This is a genomic window from Laceyella sacchari (genome assembly GCF_004343255.1).
GTDB classification, from domain to species: domain Bacteria; phylum Bacillota; class Bacilli; order Thermoactinomycetales; family Thermoactinomycetaceae; genus Laceyella; species Laceyella sacchari.
Genome location: NZ_SMDD01000002.1, coordinates 195,582 through 207,775 on the forward strand (window position 1 = coordinate 195,582; position 12,194 = coordinate 207,775).

A 12,194-nucleotide genomic window follows, 5' to 3' on the forward strand; every position below is an offset into this window, starting at 1 on the left:
GCCGATGAAAGCGGAAAACATCGTGGTGATCAACCGTTGGGATGACGACTTCGCCGCATATGATCGCTTGATAGACCATCAGCAACACCGCATCTTCTACATTGTGAATAAAGCCGGTGCTGAGGGCATCCGCCATATTAAACAACATACAAAAACGTATATGGTGGACGATCTCGAAGATATAAACCAATTGATGGGTCCCATGCAGGCGATTAGCGATGAACATGGACAAATTGACCGGCTCTTAGCCCTGTCGGAGTTTGATTTGATCCAAGCGGCCGAATTGCGTTCACGCTTTCGTATCCCCGGTGTGGACAGGGAGCAAGTCAAACTGTTTCGCGACAAGGTGAGCATGAAGGAGCGGCTGCTCACCAAAGGGTTGTCCGTTCCCCGCTTCCTTGACTTGCGCGACAGTGAAGATGCCATCCGTTTCGCTGCGGAAGTGGGTTACCCGCTGATTCTCAAACCCCGGACGGGCGCCGCGAGCCAAGGGGTGTATAAGGTCGACACGGAAGCAGACCTCCACTGCCTTCTTCAAGCGATCGACATCACCGATTACGAGTGTGAGGAGTATGTGAACGGCCCCATCTATCATGTGGACGGTGTGATTCATCAACAACAGTTGCTATTCGTCCGACCCTCCCGCTATATCCACACCTGTCTGGATTTCAACCATGGCCAGCCGCTTGGGTCAGTCATGTTGCCTCCGGGCGAACAAAACGACACCATCACGCAGTTTACCAAACAAGTACTTCAAACCTTGGGTCTGGAGCGTGGCATTTTCCATTTGGAGATCATTATGCGGCACGATTCCGAGCCGGTCTTTCTGGAGATCGGGGCCAGAATTGGTGGAGGAGAAATTCCTTTTTTGATTAAAGACCTCTACGGGCTGGACTTGGTCAAAGAATGGGTGGATCTCGAGCTGGACCAGTTTAAGGGCTTGCATATCAAAAACTCGTCTTGGTACGGAGGCTTCCTCATGGTACCGGAACCGACCGAAACCCCTTGCGAAGTGGTAGAGCGAACAGATCTGATTCAAACCATCGGTACCTTGTACAAACAGATCCTGCCTGAACCCGGCCAGATCTTGGATGGGAACGGCGGCTATCTGAAGATCGGTGGCCGCTTCCGATACAAGTCCCTGGATCCCATGCAAATTGAGCGGGATATTGCCATGACCATCGAGAAATACAAATTGATTACCCGTTTATGCGACTAGAAAATGAGAAGGTGGTTCATGCATGTCTCGTCTAAAAGTGTTTAAAAACAGACATTTCAACTTCTTCTTTTTAGCCACGCTCGTCGGGCTACTCGGCGAAGGGATGTTTACTTTGGCCACACTCGTCATCATGACCAAAACAACTGGCTCAGTCATTGCAATCGGCTATATGCTCATCCTGCAATTAACGCCATCCCTGTTTCTCTCTCCCTTCGCTGGCGTATTAATCGACCGGATCAACAACGCCAACATCGCCATTTGGTGCAACCTACTCCGCTTCCTGTGCATCGGTGCCTTGCCATTGCTCACCTATCTGGGCGCATTCAACATGCCCCTGTTTTATCTGTCTGTCTTCTTAAATTATATCGCTTGGTATATTCTGGCTCCGACCACAGAAAGCATGTTGAAAAAAATACTGAAAGAAGATGAATACGTTTACGGCGTATCGCTCACCGAATCGGCTTGGCAAGTGGGGCTGCTGTCAGCGGCACTGTTCGCAGGACTGTTTATGAAAATGTGGGGCGTCGATGTGACGCTGATCATCACCGCGGCCACTTACCTGCTTGGCGTCGCTCTCTTCATGCCGTTGAAAGGAGTCTACGCCGACCGCCCACAAGCAGCTTCGCTTTCCTTGACGGCCTATTTCAACGACATGAAGGAAGGCTGGGATTATCTAGTCAACCACAAAAAAATGTTTTACTTCAGCTTGGCTTCCGCCATCTCCCTCCCATACTTGATGACCATGAATGTACTGATCTCTCCATTCAACTACAACCTTATCAACGGCAATGAACTCACGCTGGGAGTCATCGATTCAGCAGCGGGAATTGGCAGCTTGATTTCCGCCGCCATCTGTATCATCTTGGCCAACAGCAAACGCTTACCTGGTTTGTTGCTGGGGTCGATTCTGTTCACCGCATTGTCCACCTACCTGTTTGCCGCATCACCAAATACATTGTGGGCTTTTTTCTATTACTTGCTACTGGGCCTGTTTGTGGGAAATACGAAAGTCTTGTCCAAATCGCTCGTGTTCACTTATGTCCATCCTGATTATGTCGGACGTACTATGACAGCTATTTCCATGCTCAGCCTTTTGTTGGCGATCGTCAGTTGTTGGGCGGTGAGTTACATTGGGGAAATCGACTTGAAATTGGCTTACTACGCATTGGCTGGCACATTGGTGTTTCCCCTCATCTGCACGTGGTTGGGCAAAAGACGAGTGGAATCGGACAGCCTTGTTCACACACAACAAAGAAAGGCGGTATCCAATGATTAAGACGAGAGGCAACACGCTTGTTCTCTGTTGATCACAACCATGGCAAAGGAAGGTTAATAAGCATAGCAAACCTCAATAAGGCCGTCTTTTGGCGGCCTTCAGAGCCGGTGCTCCTTCTCCAGTCCGCATCCGCCCACCGGCAGACAAGGCTGATTATTCACCATGTGTCAGATGGACAGCATCTTTTCCTCCAAACAGCGGTCCTTCAAGCCCTGAAAAAGACAAGACATGGAGCCCACTTGTATTCCCCTTTCCGGCTCGCGCGTTCAACCTACATCGAGAGATAACATCTAGAGCGTGTCTAGCCATTTTTCAAATTGACGGATAGCGGCCCATTTATCAGACACGCACTCTAGAGGGCAGAGGATGTGAATCGATTGATTTACTCTTGTAAAAAGCATTTATTACAAGCGGTAAAACAGTATCTGGTCCCCCATGTCAATCAAATGAACAACATGACTCGCCCCTGTTTCATGTGCAAATCCAGGGCCGATTACACTGTTTATATCTTTTCCATCCACAAGAAGCACACAAAACGCGGACAGACGGAACCACTTTTCGGCCATGGGGCCAAACAGCTAAAAAAAGACGTTTCATCCTTGCGCCGAGAGTGAAAAAAATGAGGGGAAAATCATCTCCCACAACCAAATGCAAAAGGGGGACCAGCCATGTCCAAAAAAATATTGATTGTCGCCGGTGACGCTGTCGAAGCGTTGGAAGTTTACTATCCGTACTACCGGTGTCTGGAACAAGGCTATGAAACAGATATTGCCGCACCAACCAAGAAAACCATTCACACTGTGGTACACGATTTTGAAGCTTGGGAAACCTACACCGAGAAAAAGGGGTATGGTTTGGCGGCCACCCTCTCCTTCGCAGAGGTTGACCCCAACCAGTATGACGGACTCATCATTCCAGGCGGGCGAGCTCCCGAATACATCCGCCTCCATCCCGATTACGGTCGGATTTTGCGTCCGTTTTTTGAAAACAACAAACCGATCATGGTTGTTTGCCATGGGGGAATCTCCCTCGCTCCAGTTAAAGACCTGATCCAAGGTCGATCCATGACCGCTTATACCGCCTGCAAGCCCGATATCGAAGCTTTAGGCGCTACCTATGTAGAAAACCATGTACACGTGGACGGCAATCTCATCTCCGGCCATGCTTGGAACAACTTGCCCGATTTGATGCGTGAATTCATCCAACAGGTGGAAAAGCGCTGAACACACTATCGGATCAGCACCATATCAGACACCTGAGCAGCATCAACAACAAGGGAACCCATCGGTTCCCTTTTCTTATATATCCAGCAGATTTATTTTTGAATTCTAACCCAACTCGCCCGCATATCTTGTAAAAAACCTCACTCCAAAATGGAAATAATTGAAAAAATAAAGCAATACAAAGCAACATATAACATTTTAAATAATAAAATAAATTCCTTGTACATTAAATTATATGAAATAACTTCCACAAAACCACATAATTACCGACACACTTTTGTAACAAAATTTGATTATTTTCATTTTGTAGAATATTAATCCGATAACGAAAGGATGAGCCGATGTTTAAGCATCCATTTGCTGTGGTCACCGCTTTGGCCCTGAGCACCATGATGGTCATATCGCCCGCCATTCCCCAAGCTCATGCAGTCGCCCAAGACCAAAAGCCGCAAGAAATCATCGTTAAGTTCAAACCTGGCACGTCTTCAACCAAAGCCGCTTCCATTCATGCGACTGCCAAAGGTCAAGTAGCCTCCAAACATGCCAAATTGGGGTACCAAGTGATCAAACTGAACAAAGGGCAAAGTGTCCAAGAAGCCATCAATGCCTATAAAAAGAACCCCAACGTCGAATATGTTGAACCCAACGGCGAAGTGCATGCCACCTTCATCCCAAACGATCCCAAATACTCTCAACAATACGCTCCGCAAAAAGTGGGGGCGGAAGCTGCTTGGGATGTAACAAAGGGTTCTAACCAAGTAAAAGTGGCCATTGTTGACACCGGCGTGGATTACAATCATCCGGATCTGGCCGGCAAAGTGGAAAAAGGGAAAGACTTCATTGACAATGACAACGATCCCATGGACGAAAACAGCCACGGCACCCATTGCGCCGGGATCGCCGCTGCCAAAACCAACAATGGTGAAGGGATTGCCGGTATGGCTCCTGAAGTAACCATCTTGGCAGAGCGCGTCTTGGATGCCAACGGTTCCGGCACATGGGATTCAGTGGCCAATGGCATTACCCATGCCGCTGCCGCCGGCGCGCAAGTCATCAGCTTAAGCTTGGGTGGACCGCAAAGCTCCCAAACCCTAGAAAATGCGGTTAAGTACGCGGCCAGCAAAGGCGCCGTGATTGTGGCTGCGGCTGGTAATGAATCAACCAGCGCCCCCAGCTACCCTGGCCGGTATGATGAAGCGATCGCTGTTGCCGCCACAGACCAAAACGACAAAAAAGCTTCTTTCTCCAACTACGGTGACTGGGTTGACGTAGCAGCTCCAGGAGTCAATATTCTCTCCACCGTACCTGGTGGTGGTTATGCAGCGATGTCCGGCACCTCCATGGCTACCCCGTTGGTCGCCGGTGAAGCCGCATTGCTCGCATCCCAAGGCAAAAGCGCCAGTGAAATTCGTCAAGCCATCGAAGGAACCGCGGACAAAATTTCCGGTACGGGCACTTATTGGGCTCACGGCCGCATCAACGCCGCTAACGCTGTAAAACAATAAGTACGGAAACAGACATTCACAAGCTAGAGTTTGGTATCGCCTTCCTAACCAAACCACTTGAACGATAACGAAAAACAACTCCTCCAAACACGTGATCCAAGCAAAACAGCGGGTTTCCTTCTACCCGCTGTTTTGCATTTGCTTAGTCCAAACATTAGCAATTTATGCTATGATATCTTTTATACCTTTGATGAAGGAGGAACAAGTGCATGATCGTTTGGAAAGGATGGGGTATTTTAATCCTTCCTATTGTGGCATTGTGTGTAGCTCCATTACAATTCCTTACCGTCGAATGGCTGAATTTTCCTGAACAATCCTTGCCGGCAAACCTCGCCCTCATCGTGGGCTTTTTCCTATCCGCCATCATAATTTGGTTTTTGGGAAAACGATTGAACAGCAAAACGGCTGAACGGGTGTTTGTGGACAAGGAGTCAGGACAAGAATTCAAATTAGGTCCCCAACATTCGTTTTTCTACATCCGCATGGAATATTGGGCCTTCATTCTTCCCGTCATCGCGGTAATCATCTTTATCGCCAGACTGGTGGGCTAAAGTAACTTCTAAGCCGGAACGGATGGTTCCGGCATCCCCTCCAATTCCCGGCAACCTTTTTCATTGCCATGCCCCCTTCATTTGCTTGTACTGCCATTTACTCCGTCCGGTTGTCCACCTGTTTGGAAGGATTGAAACGGTTTCCCCATTTGACCAGCGCAAATACCGCCACGGCAATCCCCAAAACGATGAACAAGTATTTCAAATATTTTTCAACCAACAAAAAAACTTCCTCCCACTGTTCACCAAAAACGTATCCAATAGCAAAAAACGCCATCACCCACATCAGAGCTCCCGGATACGCATACAAAGCAAACGTACGGTACGGAATGCGGATAATCCCTACAAAATAACCGATAAACTGGCGAATCCCAGGCACAAAGTAACTGATAAGTAACAACTTATTCCCGTATTTACGATAAGATTGCCGCGTTTTCTCCAAGCTTTCCGGCTTTATAAACAGCCATTTCCCATAGCGCTCAACCAATGGCGCCCCCAGCTTATAACCAAGTGCATAAGTGGCGGTCATCCCCAAAACTGCCCCGGCATAGGCGGCTCCGATGGCCGGCAACCACGACAGCACCCCTTTGAAAGACAAAAAACCGGTGTAAGTCAATGTCGTATTGCCCGGAGGAATCGGCAAAGCAATCGCATCCAGAGGCAACCCGATCAACAGAACCCAGTAACCATAGTCTGCGAACAATTGTTCAATCAATTCCATAAACTTCATTTCAAGTAGCGCTCCTTAATGATGACTGACTGGCATCGTTTATTGTTTTCATTTATTTCGGAGTAAAGATTCCGCACATAGATCACAACCGACAATCTTCTTCCGGGTTCGCTGAATATGGGCAAACCTTTTTATCGCTTTTGGTGAAGTAGACTCCAACCAGGCCTATTTCTAACTGGAATCACTACAAAAGTCCCGTTCCCTCCTCATTAAATACATATAATAAATAAATTCATACTAAAAAACGCAAATGTTACATAAAAAATCAAAAAAACCTATTCTAGGGTGTGTCCGGCAACTCAAGTTGGTGGAAAAGAAGCGGCGGAAAAGCCTTTTCTCAAGGAGCGCCGATGCGCAAGTGAAGCGAATGAGAAAATGGTTTAGGAGCCGCTGGCCTTTTCACACCTTAGCACCCGAACTGATCCGGTTGTCCCGTTATTTTAAAACAGTCATTTATCCTGCCAAACCATAATACCCAAAAGTGGAGAATTAAACACTTTTCCTTTTTATGAATTTTTTCCCCCGATATTATGTTCTTCGAGCAAATTAACAGTTTTCAAGCAATGCGGTTATTTCCCATTCAGTTTAACATCAGCTTCATCCATTTCAACTTCCACTTAAAGACAATGAAATGAGACCAGAGAACTTATAAGTGAGCCCATGACAAAAGGTTCTTACTCTTATACACAAAAGAGCAAGAACCTTCTGTCAAATAAGGAGGAGGAACCTTATTCTGCTTAGAGCATGTCTGGTGAATTAAACAAGTGGGTAGAAACGGCGAACACCCCTTTTTCTCCACATGCACCTCATCATATGTGAGGTGGACGGGGAACCGTTTAGGGAACCACACTGCTATTTTCATCAGACACGCACCAGAAAACCACTTTTTTTAGTCAGCACGCAAAGAAGAGATCATATCATTGAAGCCCCAGCTGCCCAAGTCAGGACTGCTTTGGCAGAGTCTGAGTGAACGTCCGCCCCAATAAGCATGCTCAAACACTCTTACGCATCCACCGGAAACCTTGAGAGAAGAGGCTATATCATTAAACCCGCCAAGCCCGCTGTAACCTGCACTGTCAACGCACGCACTCCAAGTGCGACCACCATAATTAATATGCTCATACAATGTGACATTGACACAAGCCTTCGTATTGGCCTCATCAGTTGCCTCTGCAGCGCTCACGGTACTGAACCCAAGGGAAAACACCGTCACCACAGCCATGCAAACCGCTAACCATTTTCCGAATATTTTCATGATTGATTCCTCCTATCACACTTATGTTAATGGTCAAAAGAGGAAAACAAACCAAGTAAACCCTCCTCCTTAATCCAAATTTTATAAAATACAGAACATTATTTCAATGTGTTCTAAAACACATCGCTTAGTTGATCGACAAAATATTTAATCTTATAAAAATATTTCATTGCATTTATTAAATAATTAACCTACTCCTTTATCTACTCATCCCACTTCACTTATATCAGTAAACGGCAAATTCTTCTTATAAAAACACCCAACCATTGAACTGTCCCTTCGTATCGTTCAAGGATTGGGTTTGTTGCTCTATGATTCTGTCCGCTCCATACCTCTGTTGCATTTCACTTTTTGGCTTCAACAACTTCTTTTAGGGTGTGTCTGGCACATCAAGTTGGTGGGGAAGAAGCGGCAAAAAACAATTTTCTTGAGGAGCGCCAATTATCGAACTTGGATCAATTCTAAACAGTTTGGGGTAATTAAGGAAGGATTGGACAGATCAAATAGAAAGGTGATATAGAGTGTCTAACATAGCAAAAGCCTTACTCATCGTGGTCAGCATCATAGTGTTGATAGTGGGGAGCATTTTATTCGGCTTTGAGTATTTATGGGACAATTCATTCCAGCTCGAATAATAGTTACAGGCCACTTGATCTGGCCTGTTTTCTTCATTCAACATATCAATGATAGTTGGCGAGTAAGAACACCCAAAAACAATCTTTTCCTTTCTTTAGACAAAGGCACCTTTCTTCTCTAAACCTATCAAACTATCAATAATTAAGACAAGAAATCTAGGTGTTATGGATAACGTTTTTTTGTAAAAAAATAAGTAAGAAAAGCAACAGAGGATACAAGAAATACATCGTTAATAAATACTTTAAAATCTCCATTATTCGAAAAAAACTGAGCGTATAAGTAAACGGCATTAATAGAAAAGTAAATGTACAATGACTTCAATAAAACACCTCCTAATAAATACAATATTATTAATTATATGATAATAATAACCTAACCTAAAATAAAATAACCCTTAAAATTTGGTCAAGCGTGACCGCGCCGAATTACTAAAAACCCGGTCCTCTTTCGGATTCAACTAAAATCTACCGACCTCATTCTTCATTGAGCTTTTCTTTCATTCGTTTCATCTTCTTTTGAAAAAGATTATAAATATAATCACCTTTTCTACGGTCGACACTTGCTGTAACTTCTGTTAATGGACAAATTGGTGGAACTGATTCGTTTTCAATCACGATGACTGGTAGCTCATAAAACACATTATCTGGTTCATCTAAATAAAGCTTCCACTTTCCCTTCAACTTTTTACGATATACCTCCCCAACATATCGTGCCAATGAATCCAACATCGTCTTCTCACTATCTTTTAGTATATCTCCTACAGTAGCATAGTTTACCAATATCCAGCTTTCGAGTCGCAATAATGAGTCAGGACTGTAATTAAGTTGTAGCTCCTTCGGCAGCTTTTCAATTAATTCATCTAATCTATCTTCCATTTCCATTAGCCAATATTGAAATAAGTCTTTTTTTGCTTCATGATCACTTTTCATCTGCCATGATGCTTCCTTTCTCAATTTCGACTACAGATTTATCAAGTGGGCAAACCAGAGAGAACTCATTTTCAATCCCTCTCATTCCCTCTTAACCAGTCACTCATACTGCTAGAGAACGTGCCTTCTGTTGCCTTCATTGCTCCCAAGATCCCACGTATTTAATAGTTTTTTTCAATAAAATGCCCCCACCACTTATTGCCTTCCATTTAATAGAGCGTGCCTGATGAATAAACCAGCGACCGCAAAATACGGTCCCACTGACCAGCGGGCCCTCATTGAAGAAAATCCGCCAGTTTTATTCGCCAGACACGCCCCAGATTTCAGCCTATGATACGACCCTTCTCATCAATTGGAATTACCTCTCCGTCAATATCTCTAGCATTATCCAATCGATAGCCGTTAATGAGGCAAAATTCATTTGCATCATCTATAATCGGTTCAACTCCAAGAGCAGCTTCTATTTCATAAAGCGCTTTTTCCAGCCTCGGTGCATTCCATTTATAGATTTCTTGTTGAGGCTCCCCTGCCAACGTATTTGGTAACCAAGCCGTGCTATACGTTATTACATCAACTACTAATGCTTCAGTAAACCTCGCTTCTATACTTACCACATTCTTGAATCCCTGCTTCACACCGTCCTGATTTATAAGCTTTCCTTCACCAATAATCTGAATAAAACAAGGATATACGTAACCGGTGGCTCCTTGTTCCTTCTTCAACCAATCCAAAAAATACGTTGCTAACTCATTCTCATTGTAACTAGGATAGTCTATTAAAATGTCTCCCTTTTGAATCAGTTGCCACTTTACTTGTTCTCCTACTTTCTCATTAAACAACCAACGATTCGACAAAAGGATCTTTGAAGGAGATAATAATTCATACCGTTTCAATATTGAAATACATTTCTCACACATGTCTATAAGTGATCTCATCCGTCCAGGTTCAACAAAAGTTTCTATCTTCGTCCTATCCTCAAACCACCAATGAGCAATGGGTCTATCTAAAATAACCATGACTTAGTCACCCCATCCGAGAAAGTGATATTTAGTTTCATACCCAAACCTCGATGTTCCTTGGCTATTTTTTCCAAACCTTGAAGTCTATTCTGCGCTTGAAATTCATCCCACGTTCCATCTTTGACGCGAATCTCAATAATTTTGTTATTAGCTGGTGCATTTACTAGCTGCTTAGCTGCACTAGTAATGTTAGAATTAACTTTCTTATTTGATTGTACTGTTTTTAACTGATAAACATTATTTAACGACCCGTCGGGGAGCTCTTCTCCAACATCAATATCATAATGTGGTTCACCGTCTCGGGATTTTTTCTCAAAAAAGAGCTTGCCTTTACTATTTTTTTGCAATCTTTCACCCACCTGAAACGCTTGAAGAACAGAATCATGCATGTCAGGTCTTTTCAACTGCAACAATAGATCCCCATATCCTTCTACCTCCGTAAAATCACCCCTTTTTATATATTCCTCAATTTCTTTACCCACGTTGGACTTACTTAGCCGACTTTTAATTAAGCTAGCATCTTGGGAGTTTATTTTCAGTTTAGAAAGCTGGTCCTCAACCTTACTTCCACCATTCGAAGCAAACTTCTGCAACCAAGCACCAAACGGTGTATCTCCAACCGTTTTCGGAGTAGAAGTCGTCCCATCCTTAAAAACAGAAACGGCCGTTAACGGAATATCATTGATTTTGGATACAACAGCAGGACCAATGAGTTTTCCTCCGTATTGAGCAACCCCCAAACCAGCAAACCCAATCGCAACACTTAATAATCCGGCAAGTCCTGCTTTCTTCCAGTCCACCTTCCCATCACGCATATAATCGAAGGATGCACTGTCCGCCACTCCGGCCACACCACCTGATCCGACGAACGGAAGCCATTTGCCTAGCCACGGAGGAGCCATTGTTGCGATTCTCCCCCCAATCAACCGAAAGGCAAGCGCACCGGCCCCTAATCCAATCAAACCGGCGATTCCCCCAATTAACGCCTCTTGGGCTATGATAGAAACATCCTTATCAGCCATCCAAGCACCAAATCCGCTAACCGCCATTCCCATCACGATCGAAGTGCCTACAAGGGGGTTGGTACTTAGTAAAAACAGTCCCAGCCCCAGACACAGCAGCGCTAAAATCAATGACAACTGCTTTTGCAGCCATTTCAATAGTTGATCAATAAAACCGGTCGATTCTTGCACCGGGGCTTTAGGAATTTCCGCCTTCGGCACTTCAACCTTATTTTCCGGTATCTTCACTTTAGGTATCTCAATTGGATCACTCGGTATCTCTACTTTTGGTATCTCAATGGGGTCATTGCTCGGAATCGTTGGTAATTCAATGCCATCTGCAAGTAATATCTGCTCTGATTTTGAGGCCATCCATGGATGGGTCTGCGCAAATGTTAAATGGGGTATATATAAATTTATGACAAATAGTAGAAATAGAATAGTAGCTATCTTCCACTTGTCCTTAAACAACAATATTCCTCCTTCGCCCTAAACTACCTTCATTTCTGAAAGCGATGATTTGGTTCAACAACATGGCAAGAGCACCTCCACAGGCGATTACAATGATATATTCCCACATTGGTGACTCTTTACAACTTACTGATTCGTACCTTACCTCAAAACTTAGCTGCAATTTATTTCAAAGAAATAGGTAAGAAAACACATATTTAATCAAAAAGGGGTCCGTTCGCAACCAGATTAACTGTCCTAAAGTTGGTGCATCTTAATGGTTACTAACCATCCGTTTATGAAACTCCCTTATATAAAAATAATAAGGGCTTCAAATGTAAGAAGCCCCGATCAACTTAATTCATCCACTGAAGATCCAAGTTGTTCTCTTTAATCGTTG

10 protein-coding genes are annotated in these 12,194 nt (G+C 44.4%); 5 read left to right on the forward strand and 5 right to left on the reverse strand.

Going from position 1 to position 12,194, the window contains the following annotated elements; genetic code table 11:
• Positions 1-4: 4 nt before the first annotated feature.
• The 5 genes from EDC32_RS08045 (at position 5) to EDC32_RS08065 (ending at position 5,774) form a co-directional block, all read left to right on the forward strand.
• Positions 5-1,219 carry an ATP-grasp domain-containing protein gene (locus EDC32_RS08045; protein ID WP_132221285.1) on the forward strand — a complete coding sequence of 405 codons (1,215 nt, stop codon included), beginning with the start codon at positions 5-7 and terminating at the stop codon, positions 1,217-1,219.
• Positions 1,220-1,241: 22 nt separating this feature from the next.
• Positions 1,242-2,495 carry an MFS transporter gene (locus EDC32_RS08050; RefSeq protein WP_132221287.1) on the forward strand — a complete coding sequence of 418 codons (1,254 nt, stop codon included), beginning with the start codon at positions 1,242-1,244 and terminating at the stop codon, positions 2,493-2,495.
• A 668-nt stretch (positions 2,496-3,163) separates the two neighbouring features.
• Positions 3,164-3,718: a DJ-1/PfpI family protein gene (locus tag EDC32_RS08055; RefSeq protein ID WP_022737150.1), complete on the forward strand. Its 555-nt coding sequence runs from the start codon at positions 3,164-3,166 to the stop codon at positions 3,716-3,718.
• A gap of 341 nt (positions 3,719-4,059) precedes the next feature.
• On the forward strand, positions 4,060-5,223 hold the full coding sequence (locus EDC32_RS08060) for a S8 family peptidase (protein WP_132221289.1): 1,164 nt from the start codon (positions 4,060-4,062) through the stop codon (positions 5,221-5,223).
• A gap of 209 nt (positions 5,224-5,432) precedes the next feature.
• A complete protein-coding gene (locus EDC32_RS08065) occupies positions 5,433-5,774 on the forward strand; it encodes a hypothetical protein (protein WP_132221291.1) in 342 nt (113 codons plus the stop codon).
• Between the two features lie 97 nt (positions 5,775-5,871).
• On the opposite strand, the gene EDC32_RS08070 is transcribed toward EDC32_RS08065, so the two are convergent.
• The 5 genes from EDC32_RS08070 to EDC32_RS08090 form a co-directional block, all read right to left on the reverse strand.
• A complete protein-coding gene (locus EDC32_RS08070) occupies positions 5,872-6,504 on the reverse strand; it encodes a DedA family protein (protein WP_132221293.1) in 633 nt (210 codons plus the stop codon).
• Positions 6,505-7,393: 889 nt separating this feature from the next.
• Positions 7,394-7,759 carry a beta/gamma crystallin-related protein gene (locus EDC32_RS08075; RefSeq protein ID WP_132221295.1) on the reverse strand — a complete coding sequence of 122 codons (366 nt, stop codon included), beginning with the start codon at positions 7,757-7,759 and terminating at the stop codon, positions 7,394-7,396.
• Positions 7,760-8,868: 1,109 nt separating this feature from the next.
• A complete protein-coding gene (locus EDC32_RS08080; RefSeq protein WP_132221297.1) occupies positions 8,869-9,324 on the reverse strand; it encodes a hypothetical protein in 456 nt (151 codons plus the stop codon).
• A 323-nt stretch (positions 9,325-9,647) separates the two neighbouring features.
• The gene (locus tag EDC32_RS08085; RefSeq protein WP_132221299.1) at positions 9,648-10,340 is read right to left on the reverse strand and encodes a hypothetical protein; all 693 of its coding nucleotides are present in this window, start codon (positions 10,338-10,340) and stop codon (positions 9,648-9,650) included.
• On the reverse strand, positions 10,328-11,815 hold the full coding sequence (locus EDC32_RS08090) for a hypothetical protein (RefSeq protein ID WP_132221301.1): 1,488 nt from the start codon (positions 11,813-11,815) through the stop codon (positions 10,328-10,330). Before EDC32_RS08090 ends, EDC32_RS08085 begins: the two co-directional genes overlap by 13 nt.
• Positions 11,816-12,194 lie beyond the last annotated feature (379 nt).